Source organism: Bradyrhizobium sp. WSM1743, from assembly GCF_000473065.1.
Classification (GTDB): domain Bacteria; phylum Pseudomonadota; class Alphaproteobacteria; order Rhizobiales; family Xanthobacteraceae; genus Bradyrhizobium.
This window is the reverse complement of sequence record NZ_AXAZ01000011.1, coordinates 1-22,586: the sequence shown is the minus strand read 5'-3', so window position 1 is coordinate 22,586 and position 22,586 is coordinate 1. Positions and strand designations below refer to the sequence as shown.

The 22,586-nt window shown below is 64.9% G+C and carries 22 protein-coding genes, 1 other RNA gene and 1 pseudogene; 16 read left to right on the top strand and 8 right to left on the bottom strand.

The annotated features are described in order from the left end of the window. Window positions 1–209: 209 nt before the first annotated feature. The 7 genes from YU9_RS0109025 to ssrA all read right to left on the bottom strand — a co-directional run bounded on the left by YU9_RS0109025 (window position 210) and on the right by ssrA (window position 5,755). A complete protein-coding gene (locus YU9_RS0109025; RefSeq protein WP_027572512.1) occupies window positions 210–2,081 on the bottom strand; it encodes a ferrous iron transporter B in 1,872 nt (623 codons plus the stop codon). Between the two features lie 48 nt (window positions 2,082–2,129). Then, window positions 2,130–2,405 carry a FeoA family protein gene (locus YU9_RS0109020; RefSeq protein WP_027572511.1) on the bottom strand — a complete coding sequence of 92 codons (276 nt, stop codon included), beginning with the start codon at window positions 2,403–2,405 and terminating at the stop codon, window positions 2,130–2,132. Between the two features lie 113 nt (window positions 2,406–2,518). Next, window positions 2,519–2,770 (bottom strand): ribbon-helix-helix domain-containing protein, encoded by a 252-nt coding sequence (locus YU9_RS0109015; RefSeq protein WP_025038043.1) that lies wholly within the window; start codon window positions 2,768–2,770, stop codon window positions 2,519–2,521. Then, window positions 2,767–2,955: a DUF4169 family protein gene (locus tag YU9_RS0109010; protein ID WP_027572510.1), complete on the bottom strand. Its 189-nt coding sequence runs from the start codon at window positions 2,953–2,955 to the stop codon at window positions 2,767–2,769. Before YU9_RS0109010 ends, YU9_RS0109015 begins: the two co-directional genes overlap by 4 nt. Window positions 2,956–3,230: 275 nt before the next feature. Continuing rightward, window positions 3,231–4,664 carry a class II fumarate hydratase gene (gene fumC / locus YU9_RS0109005; protein ID WP_027572509.1) on the bottom strand — a complete coding sequence of 478 codons (1,434 nt, stop codon included), beginning with the start codon at window positions 4,662–4,664 and terminating at the stop codon, window positions 3,231–3,233. Window positions 4,665–4,752: 88 nt separating this feature from the next. Beyond that, window positions 4,753–5,271 carry an SspB family protein gene (locus YU9_RS0109000; RefSeq protein ID WP_027572508.1) on the bottom strand — a complete coding sequence of 173 codons (519 nt, stop codon included), beginning with the start codon at window positions 5,269–5,271 and terminating at the stop codon, window positions 4,753–4,755. Window positions 5,272–5,388: 117 nt separating this feature from the next. After that, window positions 5,389–5,755, bottom strand: a transfer-messenger RNA (tmRNA) gene (gene ssrA, locus YU9_RS45070). Between the two features lie 250 nt (window positions 5,756–6,005). On the opposite strand from ssrA, the pseudogene YU9_RS45565 reads away from it, so the two are divergent. The 11 genes and pseudogenes from YU9_RS45565 to YU9_RS0108945 all read left to right on the top strand — a co-directional run. Next, a pseudogene (locus tag YU9_RS45565) lies at window positions 6,006–6,113 on the top strand (chromate transporter); the annotation flags it as partial. Between the two features lie 138 nt (window positions 6,114–6,251). Next, the gene (locus YU9_RS0108990) at window positions 6,252–7,013 is read left to right on the top strand and encodes a tripartite tricarboxylate transporter TctB family protein (RefSeq protein WP_027572506.1); all 762 of its coding nucleotides are present in this window, start codon (window positions 6,252–6,254) and stop codon (window positions 7,011–7,013) included. A gap of 7 nt (window positions 7,014–7,020) precedes the next feature. Further along, a complete protein-coding gene (locus YU9_RS0108985) occupies window positions 7,021–8,535 on the top strand; it encodes a tripartite tricarboxylate transporter permease (RefSeq protein WP_027572505.1) in 1,515 nt (504 codons plus the stop codon). A gap of 140 nt (window positions 8,536–8,675) precedes the next feature. Further along, entirely contained in the window at window positions 8,676–9,656 is a 981-nt protein-coding gene (locus YU9_RS0108980; protein WP_027572504.1) for a tripartite tricarboxylate transporter substrate binding protein BugD, read from the top strand. A 187-nt stretch (window positions 9,657–9,843) separates the two neighbouring features. Continuing rightward, window positions 9,844–10,638 (top strand): thymidylate synthase, encoded by a 795-nt coding sequence (locus YU9_RS0108975; RefSeq protein WP_027572503.1) that lies wholly within the window; start codon window positions 9,844–9,846, stop codon window positions 10,636–10,638. 6 nt (window positions 10,639–10,644) lie between these two features. Next, window positions 10,645–11,130: a GNAT family N-acetyltransferase gene (locus YU9_RS0108970; RefSeq protein ID WP_027572502.1), complete on the top strand. Its 486-nt coding sequence runs from the start codon at window positions 10,645–10,647 to the stop codon at window positions 11,128–11,130. Beyond that, window positions 11,130–11,642, top strand: coding sequence for a dihydrofolate reductase (locus tag YU9_RS0108965; protein WP_027572501.1), 513 nt, complete (start codon window positions 11,130–11,132; stop codon window positions 11,640–11,642). Before YU9_RS0108970 ends, YU9_RS0108965 begins: the two co-directional genes overlap by 1 nt. A gap of 153 nt (window positions 11,643–11,795) precedes the next feature. Next, on the top strand, window positions 11,796–12,932 hold the full coding sequence (gene hflK, locus YU9_RS0108960; protein WP_027572500.1) for an FtsH protease activity modulator HflK: 1,137 nt from the start codon (window positions 11,796–11,798) through the stop codon (window positions 12,930–12,932). After that, the gene (hflC, locus tag YU9_RS0108955) at window positions 12,929–13,825 is read left to right on the top strand and encodes a protease modulator HflC (RefSeq protein WP_027572499.1); all 897 of its coding nucleotides are present in this window, start codon (window positions 12,929–12,931) and stop codon (window positions 13,823–13,825) included. The genes hflK and hflC overlap by 4 nt, the downstream gene beginning before the upstream one ends. A gap of 71 nt (window positions 13,826–13,896) precedes the next feature. Beyond that, entirely contained in the window at window positions 13,897–14,103 is a 207-nt protein-coding gene (locus tag YU9_RS0108950) for a DUF2065 domain-containing protein (RefSeq protein ID WP_025038031.1), read from the top strand. Window positions 14,104–14,245: 142 nt separating this feature from the next. Beyond that, on the top strand, window positions 14,246–15,772 hold the full coding sequence (locus YU9_RS0108945; RefSeq protein ID WP_027572498.1) for a Do family serine endopeptidase: 1,527 nt from the start codon (window positions 14,246–14,248) through the stop codon (window positions 15,770–15,772). Window positions 15,773–15,871: 99 nt separating this feature from the next. Here YU9_RS0108945 and serB read toward each other — a convergent pair whose 3' ends face one another. After that, window positions 15,872–16,777: a phosphoserine phosphatase SerB gene (gene serB, locus YU9_RS0108940; RefSeq protein ID WP_027572497.1), complete on the bottom strand. Its 906-nt coding sequence runs from the start codon at window positions 16,775–16,777 to the stop codon at window positions 15,872–15,874. Window positions 16,778–16,788: 11 nt separating this feature from the next. Here serB and miaA point away from each other — a divergent pair, with 11 nt between their 5' ends. The 5 genes from miaA to YU9_RS0108915 all read left to right on the top strand — a co-directional run bounded on the left by miaA (window position 16,789) and on the right by YU9_RS0108915 (window position 22,285). Further along, entirely contained in the window at window positions 16,789–17,730 is a 942-nt protein-coding gene (miaA, locus tag YU9_RS0108935) for a tRNA (adenosine(37)-N6)-dimethylallyltransferase MiaA (protein ID WP_027572496.1), read from the top strand. 330 nt (window positions 17,731–18,060) lie between these two features. Next, window positions 18,061–19,836, top strand: a complete 1,776-nt coding sequence (locus tag YU9_RS0108930; protein ID WP_027572495.1) for an acetolactate synthase 3 large subunit — start codon at window positions 18,061–18,063, stop codon at window positions 19,834–19,836. Window positions 19,837–20,049: 213 nt separating this feature from the next. After that, window positions 20,050–21,021 carry a threonine dehydratase gene (locus tag YU9_RS0108925; RefSeq protein WP_027572494.1) on the top strand — a complete coding sequence of 324 codons (972 nt, stop codon included), beginning with the start codon at window positions 20,050–20,052 and terminating at the stop codon, window positions 21,019–21,021. A 22-nt stretch (window positions 21,022–21,043) separates the two neighbouring features. Beyond that, entirely contained in the window at window positions 21,044–21,586 is a 543-nt protein-coding gene (gene ilvN / locus YU9_RS0108920; protein ID WP_027572493.1) for an acetolactate synthase small subunit, read from the top strand. A gap of 3 nt (window positions 21,587–21,589) precedes the next feature. Continuing rightward, window positions 21,590–22,285, top strand: a complete 696-nt coding sequence (locus YU9_RS0108915; protein ID WP_018640840.1) for a class I SAM-dependent methyltransferase — start codon at window positions 21,590–21,592, stop codon at window positions 22,283–22,285. Window positions 22,286–22,586 lie beyond the last annotated feature (301 nt).

Below are 22,586 nucleotides of genomic sequence, written 5' to 3'. Positions count from 1 at the left end.
GAGCGAAGCGAAGCAATCCAGAATCCTTCCGCTGGGAACCAATCCGGTGTCCGCCAAGGCATGAGCCTTGCCCATCCTCGACGATGCCATGATGCCACTGTTTTGCCCGACGGAGCAAGCGGGCTTAGGATAATCCGTAACCGATTGATTTCACAGCCCCCGCCTACTGTGCATGGGGTTGTTTTCGCAGTTTTCGTTTTGAGAGGGCGCTATCCCGCGCCCAGCGCGACCGCGACGTTGTACGTCAGGAGGCTCGCCGCATAAGCCAGCACCAGCATGTAGGTGAAGGTCACGCCCATCCATCCCCAGCTTCCGGTCTCGCGCCGGATCACGGCGAGCGTGGAGGCGCATTGCGGGGCGAAGATGTACCAGGCCAGCATCGACAGCGCGGTCGCGAGCGACCATTTCGTCGCCAGCACCTGGCCGATCTGCTCGGCCGCTTCCTTGCCGCCTTCGATCGCATAGACGGTGCCGAGGGCTGCAACCGCGACCTCGCGGGCCGCCATGCCGGGGATCAGCGCGACCGCGATCTGCCAGTTGAACCCAACCGGCGCGAGCAGCGGCGCGAGCGCCTTACCGATCATCGCCGCCAGGCTGAAATCGATGGCGGGCTCGGTGCTGCCTGCCGGCGGCTGCGGGAACGAGGCCAGGAACCAGATCAGCACCATCATCGAGAAGATCGTGGTGCCGGCGCGCTGCAAGAACATCTTGGCGCGGGTGTAGATGCCGATCGCGATCGATTTCAGCCGCGGCATCTTGTAGTCCGGCAGCTCCAGCATGAACGGCGCCGGCGTATAGTCGCGGATCATGAAGAACTTGATCACGAAGGAGACGGCAAGCGCGCTGACGATGCCGGTGGCGTAGAGGCCGAACATCACGAGGCCCTGGAGGTTGATGAAGCCCCAGACGTCCTTCGCGGGGATAAAGGCGGAGATGATCAGCGTGTAGACCGGAATGCGCGCCGAGCAGGTCATCAGCGGCGCGATCAGGATCGTGGTCAGCCGGTCGCGCTTGTTGTCAATCACGCGCGTCGCCATGATGCCGGGAATGGCGCAGGCAAAGCTCGACAAGAGCGGAATGAAGGCGCGGCCGTGCAGCCCTGCGCCGCCCATGATCCGGTCCATCAGGAACGCGGCGCGGGCCATGTAGCCGAAATCTTCCAGGAGCAGGATGAACAGGAAGATGAGGATGATCTGGGGCAGGAACACGATGACACTGCCGACGCCGGAGATCACGCCGTTCTGCAGGAAGCTTTGTAGCAAGCCTTCGGGCAGGGTGGCCTGCACCAGCTCGCCGAGCGCATCGAAGCCCGACTTCAGCAGCTCCATCGCCGGCTGCGCCCAGGCGAACACCGCCTGGAACATCACGAACAGGATCAGCGTGAGCACGATGAGGCCGCCGACCGGATGCAGCACCACGGCGTCGATCCGCGCGGTCCAGGTGTCGGGGCTGGCAGGCAGGCTGACGCAGTCGGCGATGATGCGGTCGGCCTCGCGCTGGGTCGCGCGCAATTCGCTGACGCTGAGCGCGCGCCAGCTGTTCTCCTGTGGCTCAGTGGCAAGCTTGGCCGAGATCTCGTCGGTCAGCGCCAGCAGGTCGGCCGTGCCGCCCTTGCGCACCGCGATCGAGGTGACCACGGGCACGCCGAGCTCCTTGGCGAGCCGCTCGACGTCGACGGTGATGCCGCGGCGGCTCGCGATGTCGAACATGTTGAGCACGAGGATCATCGGCCGTCCGGTGCGCTTGAGCTCGAGCAGCAGGCGGATGGTCAGGCGCAGATTGGTGGAATCGGCGACGCACAGCACGAGATCGGGCACCGTCTCGCCGGTGGCCTTGCCGAGCACGAAGTCGCGGGTGATCTCCTCGTCCGGGCTGCGGCCGCGCAGCGAGTAGGTGCCGGGCAGGTCGACCACCGAGACCTGGCGCCCCATGGGAGTGACGAAGAAGCCTTCCTTGCGCTCGACGGTGACGCCGGGATAGTTCGCGACCTTCTGCCGGCTGCCGGTCAGGGCGTTGAACAGCGAGGTCTTGCCGCTGTTTGGCGTGCCCACCAGGGCGAGATGCAGCAGGGGTAATTCCATGTGATCAAGGGCCCGGCAAACAGCTTTAATGAGGCGTCCCGTCGCGATCTAGGCGACGATGATGGCCATGGCTTCGCGACGGCGCACCGCGATGGTGATGTTGTCGACCCGCACCGCGATCGGGTCGCGCCCGACCAGCCCCTCATGCAAGATCTCGACCCGGGCGCCCTCGACGAAGCCGAGTTCGATCAGGCGGCTCTCGAGCTCGACGTCCGAGAGCGCCGAGCCCGCCTGTTTGGCGGCAAGGTGCTGGATGACGCCGGTATAGCCACGCTGGGCCAGACCCAGCGGCATGTGCGAACGCGTGTCAGTGGTGTCGGTCATGCCCTGTATTTTCAACGCAGGGCATTGAGGTCAAGCGCACGCGCCCGTCGAAGCTGCACCTTAGAGTGATTTTAAAGTGCAGGGGCCGGGGCTCCGTCGAGGGCGCCCGGTGGCTATTGGGCCGGGACCTTGTCCGGCTGGGCGGCCATGGCGCGGCTCTTGAAGTAGTCCAGGACGAAGAGACGGATCGCCGACGACAGATTGCCCTGCTGCCGGTTGTTGTCGATCTCGCCGACCAGCTCGGACAACGTCATGTTGCGCAGGCCGGAGATTTCCTTCATGCCGTTCCAGAACGCCTCTTCCAGGCTGACGCTGGTCTTGTGACCGGCGACGACGATCGACCGTTTCACGACCGGCGACTTCATGGCTGCTCCTCGCGATCGATCCGGTGCTGGTCCAGATGTTCCTTGGCCTGGTCCGCCCGCTTCTCCTCCGCCGACCGTTCCGCCTTCGTGCGCCCGAATTTCGCCCGGTTGGCGTCCGCCTGCTTCGCCGAGGCTTCCCGCTCGGCGCGCTTCCTGAAACGATTCAGGTTGATGACGTTCCCCATGCCGCGTCTCCATCATCCGCTCCTCTTCAGGCAGGATGAAACATTCAGAAACAGGGTGCCGCGTTGCGCCCTACAAGACTTGATCGCCATTCGCTCGTCCTCGTCAATCGGCCCCTTGGGGTATGAAAGGATGATTTCGCCGCTCGAGGGCAGAGGGGGCTGCGTAACACGCCGCCCCACCGCAACATTGACGGTAATCAAATCCCGCCCGCAAAGCCGCATATTTTTGGGCGCCGAGCGTCCGTATCATTACGGATGACTATCGGAATTCGGAATTATCCCGGGCTGGTCATCTTCTCGGGGCGTACCAGCCGGTCGAACTCCTCGGCCGAGACGAAGCCGAGCCGCAGCGCCTCCTCCTTCAGCGTGGTGCCGTTGGCATGCGCCGTCTTGGCCACCTTGGCAGCGTTGTCGTAGCCGATCTTCGGGGCCAGCGCCGTCACCAGCATCAGGGAGCGCTCCATCAGTTCCTTGATGCGCTTTTCGTCGGCGCGGATGCCGCTGACGCAATGCTCGGTGAAGGAGCGGGCGGCATCCGCGAGCAGGCGGATCGAGTGCAGCATGTTGTAGGCCAGCACGGGCTTGTAGACGTTGAGCTCGAAATGGCCCTGGCTGCCGGCGACGGTGATGGCGGTGTGATTGCCGAATACCTGGCAGCACACCATGGTCATCGCCTCGCATTGGGTCGGATTGACCTTGCCCGGCATGATCGAGGAGCCGGGCTCGTTCTCCGGCAGGATCAATTCGCCGAGCCCCGAGCGGGGGCCCGATCCGAGCAGGCGGATGTCATTGGCGATCTTGAACAGGCCGGTCGCGACCGAATTGATGGCGCCGTGCGCCAGCACATAGGCGTCGTTCGAGGCCAGTGCCTCGAATTTGTTGGCGGCGCTGGTGAAGGGGAGCTTGGTGATTCCGGCAACGTGCTCGGCGAACAGCTTTGCAAAGCGCGGCTTCGAGTTGAGGCCGGTGCCGACCGCGGTGCCGCCCTGCGCCAGCGGATAGAGGTCCTTCACCGCGACCTTGAGGCGGGCGATGCCGCTTTCGACCTGCGCGGCATAGCCGGAAAATTCCTGACCCAGCGTCAGCGGCGTCGCATCCTGGGTATGGGTGCGGCCGATCTTCACGATCTTCGAAAACTCCTTCTCCTTCTTGCGCAGCGCGCGCAGCAACTCGCCGAGGGCAGGGACGAGATCGGCATTGATGCGGCTTGCCGCCGCGATGTGCATCGCGGTCGGAAACGAGTCGTTCGACGACTGGCTCATGTTGACTTGGTCGTTGGGATGCACCGGCTTCTTGGCGCCGAGCTCGCCGCCGAGCAGCTCATTGGCGCGGTTGGCGATCACCTCGTTGAGGTTCATGTTGCTCTGCGTGCCCGAGCCGGTCTGCCACACGACAAGCGGAAAATGGTCGTCCAGCTTGCCCTCGATCACCTCGCGCGCGGCGCGGATGATGGCATTGGCACGGCGCTGGTCGAGCAGGCCGAGCTCGAGATTGGACTGCGCGGCGGCGAGCTTGACGATGCCGAGCGCATGCACCAGCGAGATCGGCATGCGATCGGTGCCAATGCGAAAATTCTGCCGCGACCGCTCGGTCTGGGCTCCCCAATAGCGGTCGGCTGGGACCTCGATGGGACCAAAGCTGTCGGTCTCGGTGCGGGCTGCGGGGCGGGCGGTCTTCGAGCGGGAAGCTTTGGCCATGAGCACATCCATTCCGCCGCGCGAAACGCCGCACGGCCTTTTCATGTGCTTCTCTATATAGGCAGTTTGGCCGTGTGCGACGGGCTCGGGCCCAACCTAATCATTTCTTCCGGAAACGATCGAGCCGTACGACTTCGGCGCCGCCCTGGCTCGGTGGGGGCGGTTCATCGGCAGCTTCTGCCTTTTCCGTGGCAGGTGCCGGGACCGATACGGCCGATGGCGCGGGCGCAGCCGGCAAATTCTCGGGCGTCACTTCAGCGACATCGGACGTATCGAATTGGAGGCCGAATTTCACGGACGGATCGAGGAAACTCTTGATGGCGCTGAACGGCACCACCAGCCGCTCCGGAATGCCGCCAAAGGACAGGCCGACCTCGAAGCGGTCCTCGAGCACGGTCAGGTCCCAGAACTGGTGCTGGAGGATGATCGTCATCTCGTCCGGATATTGCGCCAGCAGCCGCGGCGACAGCTTCACGCCCTCGGCCTTCGATACGAAGGTGATGAAGAAATGGTGCTCGCCCGGCAAGCCATGGGCCGCGGCATCGGTCAGCACCTTCCGCAGCACGCCGCGCAGCGCATCGCGGGCCAGCACATCGTATCGGATATGATCGGTCGCCATGGTGGTCCTGTTGCATCCCCGAAGCCGGACCCTGCCGGCCCGACTCGCCAAGCCGCAATAGTACCGCGCCTGACGGGTGAGCAGGAGTCCCCGCCCGGGAAGAAATCAAAGAGTTAAAGTGGAGGCTTCTGTTGCCAGGTGCCTCCGAACCCCGCCTAGCGGAGCTTAACCCGCTAGGACTTTAAGATGGTCTTTCAAACTGCGTTACGCAGCCTGAGCAACCGGAGCAAAGTTGTCGTTGGCAACTATTGCAGTAGCCCGATAACGGCGGAACAATACCGGGAAAAAGTACGCCCTTTACGCCCTCGTCGATCCTATTTCGCCCCCGCCAAAGCTCAGCTTCAGGCTTGCCCGATGGTGGGCTTTGGTGGAGGCGCCGGGTACCGCCCCCGGGTCCGAATGGTTTATTGCGACGACCGTTTATTTCCATAGCCGGCGAACCGGCACCCCCAATATAGGGGGCAAAGCTCCCAAAAAACAGAGGGTTGGAAGCGCGATCCTGTGGTTCCCTTTGGATAGGTTCCGGACCGTTTTGGCCGCGGCGGCCACCCTTATTCTAAACTCCTGACATGTCCTCGGATTCAGCACCGGCGCTCCAACAGCCGGTTCTCGCCACCGCGCCGCCCGGCCTGGTCGCGCTGTTTCTGGTCTTCGGCTCGCCGGTTTCGGTGGGTCCTGGTCGCGATCCCAGTCAGCATCGGCGCCGCTTTTTTCCTGCGGCGGAAAGTAGCAGCATGACCGGCCACAGCCCGATCTCGGCGCTGATCTCCACCTTCGCTCTGATGTCGCTGTTCGCCGTCGGCGGAGCCGCGGCGGCGGTGCCCGAGATGCACCAGATCGCTCCTCCCCGCCGGAGGCGTGTTGGGTTTTGCTGGCATTGTGTGATGAAAATCGCTAGGCAGTGGTCCGGGCGGGGGATCCCTTTCCAGCCGATTTAGAACAACAGTGCTCGTGACTTACGGGTCGCGGAGGAGACAGGCATGGCCGACACGATGGGCCACTCAGCGACAGCCACCCGAAACACCCAGGTGGCGCTCGGCTTTTGTCTGCTGGCGATTGCGCCGCAGATTTTCGAATTGATCTGGTCGATCGGAACGATCTTCGGCTGGGGCAGCGGCCGCGGCCCGGCGGCGGTCGTCACCAGTCACGCGACGGCGCTGCTCGCCGGCGCGCCCAGTGCCATATTCGGTTCGTTCGGTGGAGGCACCAAGAAGGCATCGTCCGAGGTGCTGCTCGCGCTGATCTATTCGTACCCGCTGCTCGTGGTGGCGATCCTCACGCTGTTCATGACCATCCGGTCGGCGCAGGACTATGTCGGAGGCGTCGTCCTGATGGCGGTTGCCCTGTTCGCGCTGTGGGCAGGGAGCGACTTGCAGGGCATGCGGGGCTTCTCCTTCGGCGCGGGCACTGCGCCGCGTATGTTCGGTGGGCTCCTGGTTGCCCTGTCTGCCGGCATCGCACTGACGGGCCTCATAACGGAGGGAGCGGCGCTCGCCCATTATTCCTGGCGCGGACCGCTGTTCGTGATGGCGGCGATCCTCTTCTTCGCGCTGGCGATCCGGCCGCTCGGCCTCGTGGTGACGGCATTCGCCAGCTTCATGATCGCGGCGACGGGCTCGCACGAGACGCGCTGGCTGGAGGCCGCCATCGTCGGCGCCTGCCTGACGCTCGGCTGCGCGATCCTGTTCCCCTACGTGCTCGGGCTGCCGATGCCGATGTTTCCGCGTTTCCTGAACCAGTGAGGGCGTGATGGATATCTTTGCCAACCTCGCTCACGGCTTCGCCGTCGCGCTCTCCCCGATCAACCTTCTGATGTGCCTGATCGGCGCCCTCGTCGGCACGCTGGTCGGCGTTCTCCCGGGCATCGGCACCATCGCGACCGTCGCGATGCTGCTGCCGATCACGTTCGGACTGCCGCCGGTCGGCGCGCTGATCATGCTCGCCGGCATTTATTACGGTGCCCAATATGGCGGCTCGACCACGTCGATCCTGGTCAACATACCCGGTGAGGCGACGTCGGTCGTTACCGCCATCGACGGTCACCAGATGGCCAAGCAGGGCCGCGCCGGCCCGGCGCTGGCGATCGCCGCGATCGGCTCGTTCTTCGCCGGCTGCGTCGCGACCGTCTTGATTGCCATCCTCGGCGCGCCGCTCACGAAACTCGCGCTGGCCTTCGGCCCGGCCGAGTATTTCTCGCTGATGGTGCTCGGCCTGATCTTCGCGGTCGTGCTCGCCAAGGGCTCGGTGCTGAAGGCGATCGCGATGATCGTGTTCGGCCTTTTGCTGTCGATGGTCGGCTCGGACATCGAGACCGGCGCCTCGCGCATGGCCTTCAACATTCCGGAGCTCGCCGACGGCCTCGGCTTCGCGACGGTGGCGATGGGCGTGTTCGGTTTCGCCGAGATCATCCGCAATCTCGACCATGGCGCCGAGATGAACCGCGATCTCGTGCAGCAGAAGATCACCGGCCTGATGCCGACCAGGAAGGACCTCGCCGACTCGACGCCGCCGATCCTTCGCGGCACCGTGCTCGGCTCGATCCTCGGCATTCTGCCCGGCGGCGGCGCGGTGATCGCGTCGTTCGCTGCCTATACGCTCGAGAAGAAGCTCGCCAGGAATCCGTCGCGGTTCGGCCGCGGCGCGATCGAGGGCGTGGCGGGGCCGGAGAGTGCCAACAATGCCGCGGCCCAGACCTCGTTCATCCCGCTGCTCACCCTCGGCATCCCGCCGAACGCGGTGATGGCGCTGATGGTAGGTGCGATGACCATCCATGGCATCGTGCCTGGTCCGCAGGTGATGCAGAAGCAGCCGGATCTCGTCTGGGGCATGATCGCCTCGATGTGGATTGGCAATCTGATGCTGATCATCATCAACCTGCCGCTGGTCGGAATCTGGGTGCGGCTCTTGCGCGTGCCGTACCGGCTGATGTTCCCCTCGATCGTGATCTTCTGCGCGATCGGCATCTATTCGGTGAACAACGCGCCGGTCGACGTCATCCTCGCCGGTGTGTTCGGCCTCGTCGGCTACTGGCTGATCAAGCACGATTTCGAGCCGGCACCGCTGCTGCTCGGCATGGTGCTCGGACCGCTGATGGAAGAGAACCTGCGTCGGGCGCTACTGATCTCGCGCGGCGACTGGAGCGTGTTCCTGACGCGTCCGTTGTCGGCGGTGCTGCTTGCGGTCGCGGCGAGCCTGCTTGTCCTTACGGTGCTACCGGTGCTGCGCGCCAAGCGCGACGAGGTGTTCACCGAGTCCGAGAACTGAGGTCGCCCGCGCCCTGCGTCGGCGCCGCGCCCTGCGTCGGCGCGCCGCATTCGGAAGTCGAATCGACTTGTGTGACGGCTTCGTGAAATGAAAATGCCGGCCTTTGGGCCGGCATTTTGTTTGTGTCCAAGGGGATCGACATGACCTTCATTCGCGCGCTCACGGGCGCATGTGCCGTAGCGCTCGCGTCGCTGGGCAGCTTCATCGCGCCGGCTGAGGCGCAGACCTATCCGACGCGCAGCGTCACCATGATCGTGCCGTTTGCGGCCGGCGGCCCGACCGACGTGGTCGCGCGCATCGTCACCGCACACATGGCGCAGACGCTGGGACAAAGCATCATCATCGAGAACGTCGTCGGTGCCGGCGGCACCACCGCAACCACGCGCGCCGCGCGCGCGGCCAATGACGGCTATACGCTGATCACCGGCCACATGGGCACGCATGCGGCATCGGTGCCGCTCTATGCGAAGCTCGCATATCATCCCGAGAAGGACTTCGAGCCGATCGCGCTGCTCGCGGGTACGCCGATCCTGATCCTCGCGCGCAAGGACTTTCCACCGAAAGACCTGACGGAGTTCGTCGCATATGTGAAGGCGAACGCCGAGAAGGTGAATGCCGCGCATGCCGGCGTCGGCTCGGTCTCGCACGTCTCCTGCGAGCTCCTGCACTCGATCCTCGACATCAAGCCGGTCGGCGTGCCCTTCAACGGCACGGGCCCCGCGATGAACGCGCTGGTGGCGGGCCAGGTCGATTACATGTGTGACCAGATCGTCAACGCCGTGCCGCAGATCAACGCCGGCACGATCAAGGCCTATGCGATCGCAACACCGGAGCGCAATCCGTCGCTGCCGAACGTGCCGACGACGGCGGAAGCCGGCTTGCCGAAGTTCCAGGCCCAGGCCTGGAACGCGATATTCGCCCCGAAGGGAACCTCGCCTGCGATCGTGGCGACCCTGAACGCAGCGGCCGTCAAGGCGCTCGATGATGAGACCGTGCGCAAGCGCCTGCTCGAGCTCGGCAGCGTCATTCCGGGCCCAGCCGACCGGACGCCGGAATCGCTGGCCACCCTGGTCAAGAACGAGATCGGGAAGTGGACCCCGGTGCTCAAGCCGGCGACTTAGGCAATGCAATCAAGCTGATAGGCAGAAGGGGCGGGACGTCAGTTCCGCCCTTGTCGTTTGTGCCGGGGACACTCATTTTTCCGGGTATAATCGATGGGAGCAGCGAATCGCCGCTGTCGCAGCACGGGGGTGGCCGTTAAGTTCGCCGCCTCCCCAAAGGCTGCCGTCTTCTTAAGGTTTTTGGCACATGCACCAGTATCAGGACCTGCTCGAGCGGATTCTTTCAGACGGCGCCGAGAAGACCGACCGGACCGGCACCGGCACGCTCTCGGTGTTCGGCCACCAGATGCGCTTCAATCTGTCCGCCGGCTTCCCGATGCTGACTACCAAGCGGCTGCCGCTGAAGGCGATCGTGCACGAGCTGCTCTGGTTCCTGAAGGGCGACACCAACATCAAATATCTGCGCGACAACGGCGTCACCATTTGGGACGAATGGGCGGATGCCAATGGTGATCTCGGCCCGGTGTACGGCCATCAATGGCGCTCCTGGCCCACGGCCGACGGGCGCAGCATCGACCAGATCGCCAATGTCATCGACATGATCAAGCGCACTCCCGATTCCCGCCGGCTGATCGTCACCGCCTGGAATCCGGCCGACGTCGAGAAGATGGCGCTGCCGCCCTGCCACCTCCTGTTCCAGTTCTATGTCGCGAACGGCAAACTGTCGTGCCAGCTCTATCAGCGCTCGGCCGACGTCTTTCTCGGCGTGCCCTTCAACATCGCCTCCTACGCGCTGCTCACCATGATGGTCGCGCAGGTCACAGGCCTGAAGCCCGGCGACTTCGTGCACTCGCTCGGCGACACTCATCTCTACTCCAACCATCTGGAGCAGGCGCGGCTCCAGCTCACCCGCGCGCCGCGCGCGCTGCCGGTGATGCGGATCAATCCTGAGGTGAAGGACATCTTCTCCTTCCGCTACAAAGACTTCGAGCTCGTCGGCTACGATCCGCATCCGCACATCAAGGCGGAAGTCGCGGTCTAGCGCCCTATGTCGCTCAACGTCCGCCGTGCGCAGCCTGGAGAAGCCGGGCTCGTTCTGTCCTTCATTCGCGAGCTCGCCGAGTACGAAAAGCTTTCGCACGAGGTCGAGGCGACCGAGGCTGACATCGCCGATGCGCTGTTCGGCGAGAGGCCGCAGCTCTATTGCGCGATCGCGGAGTGGAACGGCGAGCCGGTCGGCTTCGCGGTGTGGTTTGCGAATTTCTCCACCTTCAGCGGCCGCCATGGCATCTATCTCGAAGATCTCTACGTGCGGCCGTCGCATCGGGGCAGGGGCCTCGGCAAGGCGCTGCTGGTGTATCTCGCCAGGGAATGCGTCGAGAACGGCTGGTCGCGCCTGCAATGGGCCGTGCTGGACTGGAACGCACCGTCGATCGCGTTCTACAAATCGCTCGGCGCGATCATGATGGACGACTGGACGCTGTGCCGCGTCACCGGGCCTGCGCTGACGCGACTTGCCGGGAGCTCGGCCTGATGGAGATCGTCTTCGTCGTCGCGATCGCGGAGAACGGCGTCATCGGCGCGGGCAATGCGATGCCGTGGCGATTGAAGTCCGACATGGCGCGCTTCAAGGCGCTGACGATCGGCAAGCCGGTGATCATGGGCCGCAAGACCTTCGAATCCCTGCCCCGCCGTCCCCTGCCGGGCCGCACCAACATCGTGATCACGCGCGATGCGGCCTATCGCGCCGCAGGTGCCATCGTCACCACGTCGGCGGTGGATGCGGACGCGGTTGCGCGTGGCGATGCCCTGCGGCGTTCGGTCACTGAGGTCGCGGTGATCGGCGGCGCCGAGATCTTCCGGCAATGGCTCGGTCGCGCCGACCGTCTCGAGATCACCGAAGTGCACGCGCGCCCCCAAGGCGACACGCATTTCGACATCGACAAGGCGGAATGGGACGAGGTTGAACGCATCCGCCATCCTGCCGGCCCCGACGACAGCGCCGACTTCTCCTATGTGACATATCGTCGGCGCCCCCGCCATTAACCGCATTCGTCAATGTTTACATTGACTTTTTCGTGCCCAAGCATAGCTCGGAAGATGGCCCAGGCTGCGTTGTAAGGGACCTGCCTGTCCCCTATAAAGCCGGACCGGACAAAGCGGGCGGGGGCAATTCCACCCTGCCGAGGAGAGCGTCGAATGCCGTGGAAGAATCAGGGCGGTGGCCCATGGGGCTCGGGTCCAAAGGGACCATGGGGCTCAGGCCCGCAACCGGTCGGGCCGAGGCCGCCGGATCTGGAGGATCTTCTGCGGCGCGGCCAGGACCGCCTCCAGCAGATCATGCCGGGTGGCTATTTCTCCGGTCTCGGCATCACGCTGATCATCCTGCTGATCGTTGCATTCTGGCTGCTGTCGGGCTTCTTCCGCGTGCAGTCCGAAGAGCTCGGCGTCGTGCTGCGCTTCGGCAAGCATGTCCGCACCGTGCAGCCGGGCCTGAACTATCATCTGCCTTATCCGATTGAGACAGTGCTGCTGCCCAAGGCGCTGCGCGTCAACACCATCTCCATCGGCATGACGCTGATCGAAGATCCGGCGCGTCGCGGCCGCTCCATCCGTGACGTCCCGGAAGAGAGCCTGATGCTGACAGGCGACGAAAACATCGTCGACGTCGACTTCACCGTGCTCTGGCGCATCAAGCCGGACGGCGTCGGCGACTTCCTCTTCAACATCCAGAATCCGGAAGGCACCGTGAAGGCAGTCGCCGAGAGCGCGATGCGCGAGGTGATTGGCCGCTCGCAGATCCAGCCGATCCTGACCGGGGCGCGCAATGTCACCGAACAGGGCGTGCAGGAGCTGATCCAGAAGACGCTGGACAGCTACGGAGCGGGCATTCAGATCACCCAGGTGCAGATGCAGAAGGTCGATCCGCCGGCGCAAGTGATCGACGCCTTCCGCGACGTGCAGGCTGCGCGCGCCAATCTCGAGCAGCTGCAGAACGAAGCGCAGACCTACGCCAACCAGGTGGTACCGCAGGCGCGTGGACGTGCGGCCAAGATCCTGCAGGACGCCGAAGGTTACAAGGAGCAGGCGGTCGCGGAGGCCAAGGGCCAGAGCGCGCGCTTCCTGAAAGTGTACGACGAATACAAGAAGGCGCCCGACGTGACGCGAGAACGGATTTATCTGGAGACGATGGAGCGCGTGCTCGGCGGCGCCGACAAGCTCGTCTATGACGGCGGCCCCTCAGGCCAAGGCGTCGTGCCCTATCTGCCGCTTCCCGAACTCGCGCCCAAGCGGACGCCTATGACCGGTCCGCAGTCGAGCGGAGGCAGCCGATGAGGTCTCCGGTTACAGGTTTTGTCACGCTGCTCGGGCTGCTCCTGGTCCTGATCGTGGCCTACATGTCGCTGTTCACGGTGCAGCAGACCGAGCAGACGATCGTGCTCCAGTTCGGCCGGCCCGTCGACGTCGTCACCGCGCCCGGCATGCACTTCAAGGCGCCGTGGAATTCGGTGATCAACATCGACAAGCGGATCCTCGACCTGGAGAATCCGTCGCAGGAAGCGATCGCATCCGACCAGAAGCGGCTCGTGGTCGATGCCTTCGCGCGCTACCGCATCAAGGACGCGCTGCGCTTCTATCAGAGCGTCGGCTCGATCCAGGCCGCCAACATCCAGCTCACCACGCTCCTCAACGCGGCGCTGCGCCGCGTTCTCGGCGAGGTCACCTTCATCAACGTGGTGCGTGACGACCGCGAGAAGCTGATGCTGCGGATCCGCGACCAGCTCGACCGCGAGGCCGATGGTTACGGCATTCAGGTCGTCGACGTCCGGATCCGCCGCGCCGACCTGCCGGAGCAGAACAGCCAGGCGGTCTACCAGCGCATGAAGACCGAGCGTGAGCGCGAGGCGGCCGAGTTCCGCGCGCAGGGTGGACAGAAGGCTCAGGAGATCAAGTCCAAGGCCGACCGCGAGGCGACCGTCATCATCGCGGAAGCCAATTCGCAGGCTGAGCAGACCCGCGGCGCGGGCGATGCCGAGCGCAACCGCCTGTTTGCGGAGGCCTACGGCAAGGACGCCGACTTCTTCGCCTTCTACCGCTCTATGACGGCCTATGAGAACGGGCTGCGTGCGAGCGACACCCGCTTCCTGCTGCGGCCGGACTCGGATTTCTTCCGGTACTTCGGTAACCCGTCCGGCAAGATGGCAACCGAGACGCCGGCGAAGCCGTAAGCTAGACAAGGGCGGCCGGTCTGGCCGCCCTTTGCCCAGACAAGAACAGCATAACGGGAGGTTCCATTCCGATGAGGTCCATTGCGTTCGCCGACTTCCTCATCGGCCTAGGCATCCTGTTCGTGCTGGAAGGCTTGATGTTCGCGGCCAGTCCCAACTGGATGCGCAAAGCCATGAAGAGCGCCATCGCCACGCCGGACAACATCCTGCGGGCGGTCGGGATCGGCTCGGCCGTGGCCGGCCTGGTCCTGATCTGGGTTATGCGGCGCCCGATTTAAGTATCAGGCCAACGCCAAAGTGAAGGCGCCGGACTGGTTTTCGCCCTATTATCGGGCTCTTGAGGCCCGTTAAGCTCCGCGCTTGCGCCGTGCCCCCGTTCGAGCGCAGTCTGGCGCCGAATCCCTTTGTCTGGAGATCACAATGACCGCTGCCACCACTGCCCCGTCCCGCTCGCGCCGTTGCGTGCGACTTGGTGTGCGAATTGGGCTGGCCGCGCTCGCCGTCGTTGCTTTCAGCGCGTTCGGCACGCCGGCTCATGCGCGCGGACCGGATGGCATCGCCGACGTCGCCGAAAAGGTGATCGACGCGGTCGTGAACATCTCGACCTCGCAGACCGTCGACGCCAAGGGCGGCGGCAGCAACACCATGCCGCAACTGCCGCCCGGCTCGCCGTTCGAGGAGTTCTTCGACGACTTCTTCAAGAACCGCCGGGGCCCCGGTGGCGGCAGCAAGGGCGGCGAGCGCGGCGACAACAATCCGCCGCGCAAGACCAACTCGCTCGGAAGCGGCTTCATCATCGACACATCAGGCGTCGTTGTCACCAACAACCACGTCATTGCGGATGCCGACGAGATCCACGTCATCCTCAACGACGGCACCAAGATCAAGGCCGAGCTGGTCGGCGTCGACAAGAAGACCGATCTCGCCGTGCTCAAGATCAAGCCGCCGAAGCCGCTGGTCGCGGTGAAGTTCGGCGACTCCGACAAGCTGCGCCTCGGCGACTGGGTGGTCGCGATCGGAAACCCCTTCAGCCTCGGGGGCACGGTGACCGCCGGCATCGTCTCGGCCAAGAACCGCGACATCTCCTCCGGGCCATACGACAGCTACATCCAGACCGACGCCTCCATCAACCGCGGCAATTCCGGCGGTCCGTTGTTCAACCTCGACGGCGACGTCATCGGCGTCAACACGCTGATCATCTCCCCCTCCGGCGGCTCCATCGGCATCGGCTTCGCCGTGCCGTCGAAGACGGTGGTGGGCGTCGTCGACCAGCTCCGCCAGTTCGGCGAGCTGCGCCGCGGCTGGCTTGGCGTGCGTATCCAGAGCGTCACCGACGAGATCGCCGAGAGTCTCAACATCAAGCCCGCGCGCGGTGCGCTGGTCGCCGGCGTCGACGACAAAGGCCCGGCCAAGCCCGCTGGCATCGAGCCCGGCGATGTCGTCGTCAAGTTCGACGGCAAGGACGTCAAGGACCCGAAGGACCTGTCTCGCGTCGTCGCCGATACGGCGGTCGGCAAGGAGGTCGACGTCGTCATCATCCGCAAGGGCCAGGAAGAAACCAAGAAGGTCACGCTGGGCCGCCTGCAGGATCCGGAAAAGGTGCAGGCTGCGGTGAAGACCGAGGAGCCGGCGCCGGAGAAGCCGGTGACGCAGAAGGCGCTCGGCCTTGATCTCGCAACGCTGAACAAGGATCTGCGCACGCGCTACAAGATCAAGGACAGCGTCAAGGGCGTGGTCGTCACCAACGTCGATGCCAATTCGGACGCCGCCGAGAAGCGCCTGTCCGCCGGTGATGTCATCGTCGAGGTGGCGCAGGAAGCCGTCTCCAGCGGTGCCGACATCCAGAAGCGGGTCGACCAGCTCAAGAAGGACGGCAAGAAGTCGGTGCTGCTGCTGGTGTCGAATGCCGATGGCGAGCTGCGGTTTGTGGCGCTGAGCGTGCAGTAGGAGTCACTGTCATTCCGGGATGGTGCGCAAGCACCAGACCCGGAATCTCGAGATTCCGGGTTCGATGCTTCGCATCGCCCCGGAATGACGGAGAGGAAGCTACGTCTCCACGAACTCGTCGCGCCGATACCCCTGCGCATAGAGCAACGCGGTGAGATCGCCGTGGTCGATCCGCGCTGCTGCGGCGGCCGCAACGGCCGGCTTGGCGTGATAGGCCACACCCAGCCCCGCCGCCTGGATCATCCCGAGATCATTGGCGCCGTCGCCAACCACGACCGAGTCGATGTCGTCGAGATCGAACGACTCCATCAGATCCACCAGCGTCGCCAGCTTCGCGGCGCGGCCGAGGATCGGCTCCTTCACCTCGCCGGTGAACTTGCCGTCGCGCACGACGAGCTCGTTGGCGCGGTTCTCCTGGAAGCCGAGCTTGGCGGCGACCGCACGCGTGAACAGCGTGAAGCCGCCGGAGACGAGGCAGGTGTAGGCACCGTGGGCGCGCATGGTCGCCACCAGTTCACGTCCGCCCGGCGTCAGCGTGATGCGCTTGGCCAGCACCTCGTCGACCGCGCTCGCGGGCAGGTCCTTGAGCAGCGCGACGCGCTCGCGCAGCGCCGGCTCGAACTCGATCTCGCCGCGCATCGCACGCTCGGTGATGGCAGCGACATGCGCCTTCACCCCGACGAAATCGGCGAGCTCGTCGATGCATTCCTGGCCGATCATGGTGGAATCCATGTCGGCGAGAAAAAGCTTCTTGCGCCGGAAGCCGACTGGCTGCACGACGATGTCGATCGGCAGGTCGCCCCGGAGCTCGCGGAGCCGCCGCTCGATGGCGTGGCGGTCGCCTTCGAGGTTACTGTCGGCGCCGAAGGGAATGTCGACCGCAACCCCGTCGAACAGCCAGTGCGCGGGAGCTGCCTGAGGCAGCACGGCGCGGGCGCCGTCGACGATGGTCGAGTCGAGCGCGGGATTGTCGGGGTTGCAGATCAGCGTGGCAACGAGGGACATTTGAGGTTTTCGTGAGCGAGGGGCATTCGAGCAAGGCCGTGCTTATCGCAGGCCCGACCGCCAGCGGCAAGTCGGCGCTGGCGCTCGAGCTTGCGCTCGCCACCGGCGGTGTCGTCATCAATGCCGATTCCATGCAGGTCTACCGCGACCTCCGCATTATCACGGCGCGGCCGACAGCGGCGGATGAGGCGCTCGTGCCGCATCGTCTCTATGGCCATGTCGATGCTGCCGTGAACTTCTCGGCTGGTGCCTGGGTAAGTGACGCAGCGAGGGCGCTCGATGAAGCAAGGGCTCTGGGACGTCTGCCGATCTTCATCGGCGGCACCGGGCTCTATTTCAAGGCGCTGACGGCCGGCCTCTCCGTGGTGCCGCCGATCCCTGCCGAGGTGCGCGACGATGTACGCGCGCGGTTGGAACGGAACGGCGTCGAGGCGCTGCACGCGGAACTCGCGCGCCGCGATCCGCGCGCGGCCGAGCGATTGAACCTGCGCGACCGCACCCGGATTGCGCGCGCACTCGAGGTGATGGAGGCAACCGGGCGGTCGCTGCTCGACTGGCACCGGGAGGGGCAGCCACCGCTGCTGCCCAAGGACAGTTTTCGCGCGGTGTTTCTCGCCCCCGAGCGCGACGAGCTGTATGCCCGCATCGATGCCCGCTTCGATGCCATGCTGGGTGCCGGTGCGCTGAGGGAAGTCGAGCGGCTCGCCGCCAGACACCTCGATCCGCTGCTGCCGGCGATGAAAGCCCATGGCGTGCCGGCCTTGATCCGGCATCTGCGGGGCGAGCTGAGCCTGGAGGAGGCCGCCGGAATCGGCCGCGCCGATACCCGCCATTATGCCAAGCGCCAGTTCACCTGGTTCCGGCACCAATTGCCGGACTTCGAATGGATGAGGCCGGACGAGGCGAGGGGGTGGCTGGCCGCGATCGTGAGCGCAACTGAGGACCCTGGCTGACACGCTTTTGTGCCCCGGGTTCCCGAATTTACCTCTCGCCGAACCCGGGGAACACCGCTACACTGCCGAAATCGCGCGGGAACGGCCGCATTGCCTTGACATCCAAGGTTTGGCCGCTATGTTTCGCGCAACCTTTGGGAAGCCGAGCGCCTGCCATGCGTAACATTATTACCATCCTCCTTATCGCCGTCGTACCCAGGCACACCGCCGGGGGTGGCTAGCTGCCATCCACAAGACAGGCGGTGTGCGCGGGCCCTCTTCGGGGCCTTTTTTATTTCCCGAACCCGACACGAATGAAGCCGCTAACAACAGCGCATCCGGAGCAAGCCAATGAGCGACAAGAGCCACGATCCGAACCAGATGACCGGCGCCGCAATGATCGTCCGTGCGCTCATCGATCATGGCGTGACCGACATTTTCGGCTATCCCGGCGGCGCGGTGCTTCCGATCTATGACGAAATCTTCCAGCAGAGCCAGGTTCAGCACATCCTGGTCCGCCACGAGCAGGGCGCGGGCCATGCCGCCGAGGGCTATGCGCGTTCGACCGGCAAGCCGGGTGTTGCGCTGGTGACCTCCGGTCCCGGCGCCACCAACATGGTGACGCCGCTGACCGACGCGCTGATGGACTCCATTCCGCTGGTCTGCATCTCCGGCCAGGTGCCGACGCATCTGATCGGCAACGATGCCTTCCAGGAATGCGACACCGTCGGCATCACGCGCCCCTGCACCAAGCACAATTGGCTGGTGCGCGACGTCAACGATCTAGCGAAAGTGCTGCACGAAGCCTTCTATGTCGCGACTTCGGGCCGGCCGGGCCCGGTGCTGGTCGACGTGCCCAAGGACGTGCAGTTCGCGACCGGCACCTATCATCCGCCGCGCAAGTCCGACGTGCACCGCTCCTACGCGCCGCGCGTGAAGGGCGATGCGACGCAGATCCGCAAGGCCGTCTCGCTGCTCGCGAACGCCAAGCGTCCCGTGATCTACAGCGGCGGCGGCGTGATCAATTCCGGCCCGGAGGCGACCAACCTCTTGCGCGAGCTGGTCGAGGTCACCGGTTTTCCGATCACCTCCACGCTGATGGGCCTCGGCGCCTATCCGGCCTCGGGCAAGAACTGGCTCGGCATGCTCGGCATGCACGGCACCTACGAGGCCAACATGACCATGCATGACTGCGACGTCATGCTGTGCGTCGGCGCGCGCTTCGACGACCGCATCACCGGCCGCGTCGATGCATTCTCGCCCGGCTCGAAGAAGATCCACATCGACATCGATCCGTCCTCGATCAACAAGAACATCCGGGTCGACGTGCCGATCATCGGCGATTGCGGCAACGTCCTCGGCGACATCCTCCAGGTGTTCAAGTCGGAGGCGAAGAAGCCCGACATCAAGTCGTGGTGGCAGCAGATCGCGCAATGGCGCGCCCGCAACTCGCTCTACTACAAGAAGAGCAACGACGTCATCCTGCCGCAGCACGCGATCCAGAGCCTGTTCGAGGCGACGCGCGGCAAGGACACGTACATCACGACCGAGGTCGGCCAGCATCAGATGTGGGCGGCGCAGTTCTACGGCTTCGAGGAGCCGCATCGCTGGATGACGTCGGGCGGGCTCGGCACCATGGGCTACGGCCTGCCGGCCGCGGTCGGCGTGCAGGTGGCGCATCCAGACAGCCTCGTGATCGACATTGCGGGCGACGCCTCGGTGCAGATGACCATGCAGGAGATGTCGACGGCGGTGCAGTACGAGCTGCCGATCAAGATCTTCATCCTCAACAACCAGTACATGGGCATGGTGCGCCAGTGGCAGCAGCTGCTGCATGGCAACCGCCTGTCGCATTCCTACTCCGAAGCGCTGCCGGACTTCGTCAAGCTCGCCGAAGCCTATGGCGCCGTTGGCCTCCAGGTGCACAAGCCGGGCGATCTCGATGGCGCCATCAAGGAGATGATCTCGGTCAAGCGCCCGGTGCTGTTCGACTGCCGCGTCGCGGCACTCGAAAACTGCTTCCCGATGATCCCCTCCGGCAAGGCGCATAACGAGATGCTGCTGCCGGAGCAGGCCAACGACGAAGCGACGGCCAAGGCGTTCGCCGCCGGCAAGGCGCTGGTGTGAGTGGGATGGCACAACAGCGACGAACAATCTTCCTTTGCCTCTCCCCGCTCGCGGGGAGAGGCCGGATTGCGCGCGAGCGCAATCCGGGTGAGGGAGAGCCATCGCGAGTCTCACTGTCACCGTCTGTGCGGAAGCAGCCCCTCACCCCCACCCTCTTCTCGCGAAGGGCGGGGCGAGGGAGCTCACCGTCCGCGCGGATCGAGGGGCGCCTCTATGTTTGATCTCGGAGAGCTCGAGCGCGCACATGCGATCGTGGGGCAGGCGGTGCCGGCAACGCCGGCGCATGCCTGGCCGCTGCTCGCCGAGCGCCTCGGCACCGAGGTCGTGGTCAAGCACGAGAACCACACGCCGATCGGCGCCTTCAAGGTGCGCGGCGGGCTCGTCTATCTCGAACGGCTGAAGCGCGAGCGGCCGAACACATCAGGCATCATCTCGGCGACGCGCGGCAACCACGGTCAGAGCCTGGCCTTTGCCGCGGGGCGCCACGGCGTGCCCGCGGTGATCTATGTGCCGCGCGGCAACTCGGTCGAGAAGAACCGCGCGATGAGGGCCTTTGGCGCTGAGCTGGTCGAGCACGGCGAGGACTTTCAGGCGGCGGCCGAAGAGGCCCAGCGGCGCGCCCAGTTTACCGGCCTGCACATGGTGCCGTCGTTCCATCCCGATCTCGTGCTCGGCGTCGCCACCTACGCGCTCGAGTTGTTCAGGTCCGCGCCCGATCTCGACATCCTCTACGTGCCGATTGGGCAGGGCTCCGGCATCTGCGGCTGCATCATGGCGCGCGACCTGCTCGGCCTGAAGACCGAGATCGTCGGCGTGCAGTCGACGGAAGCGCCTTCCTACGCGCTGTCATTCGCGGCCGGCAAGATCGTGACGACCGAGACCAGCAACACGCGCGCCGATGGCATGGCGACGCGTATCCCTGACGAGGATGCGTTCGCGCTCATTCGCAAGGGCGCCTCGCGCATCGTAGAGGTCACCGACGACGAGGTCGCCGCCGCGATCCGTGCCTATTGGACAGACACCCACAATCTCGCCGAAGGCGCGGGTGCAGCTGCGCTCGCCGCCGCGCTGCAAGAGAAGAGCAAGCTGAAGGGCAAGCGCGTCGGTCTCGTGCTGTCCGGGGGCAACATTGATTTCGATCTGTTCCGCCGTTGGGCCGGGACGGATGCGCCAGCGATGGCGTGACGGAGAGACAAGAGGGGACGACATGAACCAGCCCGCATCCGCCTATTTCATCGAGGACCGTCACGATCCCAACGAGACGCATACGCTCGCGGTGCTCGTGCAGAACGAGCCGGGCGTGCTCGCGCGCGTCATCGGCCTGTTCTCGGGGCGTGGCTACAACATCGAGAGCCTCACGGTCTCGGAGACCGAGGCCCAGAAGCATCTGTCGCGCATCACCATCGTCACCACGGGCACGCCGATGGTGATCGAGCAGATCAAGCACCAGCTCGACCGCATGATCCCGGTCTACCGCGTCGTTGACATGACCCAGACCAAGCGCTCGATCGAGCGCGAGCTGGCGATGGTGAAGGTGCGGGGACAGGGCGAGCACCGCGTCGAGGCGCTCAGGCTGGCGGACGCGTTCCGTGCCCGGGTGATCGACGCCACCACCGAGAGCTTTGTGTTCGAGATCACAGGCAATACCGACAAGATCAATCAATTTATCGATTTGATGCGCCCGCTCGGCCTTGTCGAGGTGTCGCGCACCGGCGTTGCCGCGATCGGCCGTGGGCCTGAAGGGATGTGAGCCATGCTGGCGCGCGACTGGTACTATAACGAGCGGAACCGGATGGGGATCGAGCCCGCGGTGGCGTCGATCTACGACAACCATGACGATGCCGATCTGCGGGCGCGCGCCGCGCTGAAGATGCTCGGTGTGCAGCGCGGCTGGCGCATCGCCGATATCGGCTGCGGCAACGGCGTGCTCGCCACGGAAGCCGCGCTGATGGGCGCCGAGGTCGACGCCATCGACATCTCGCCGGCGATGCTGGCGCTCGCCGAGATCTACGCCCGCGACCGCAAGGCGCCGGTTCGCACCCAGTCCGCCGGCCTGCTCAGCTTCGCCTACCGGCCGGAGTCCTATGACCTGATCGTCAGCGAGTTCACGCTGCACCATCTGCCGGATTTCTGGAAGGCGGTGGCGATGTCGCGGATCTATCGCGCGCTGAAGCCGGGCGCGAGCTTTTACTTGCGCGATATCGTCTACGCGTCGATGCCTGACGCCGTCGAGCGTGACGTCGAGCAATGGGCCGACTTCCAGATCAAGAATCACGATTTCTCGCGCGAGGGCGTTGTGACGCACATGCGCGACGAATATTCCACCTTCGGCTGGGTGATGGAGCGGATGCTGACCGACGTCGGCTTCACGCTGGTCTCGGCCGATTACCATGCACCGATGCACGGCACATATCTGCTGCGGAAACCGAAAGCCGGCGAGCAAGGCTAGAGCTGTGAGAGCAAGCTGCAACTCCAACGTAGCTGCGCTCCCTCCCCCGCTTGCGGGGGAGGGCTGGGGAGAGGGTGTCTCCACAAGCGAGAACCCCCCAGAGGAGAAAGCCCTCACCCGGCGCTTCGCGCCGACCTCTCCCGCAAGCGAGAGCTTTGCATTATTCGCGAATCTGCGATTCCCTAGACGGATTGGAGGGGATGGGAATGGCATATCGGCAGGTGGGGCAACCGAGCTTTGCGGACGCGCTGGCGTCGTCGCGGCGTGGAAAAGGCAATCCGGTGCTGAGGCGGATCAGCGA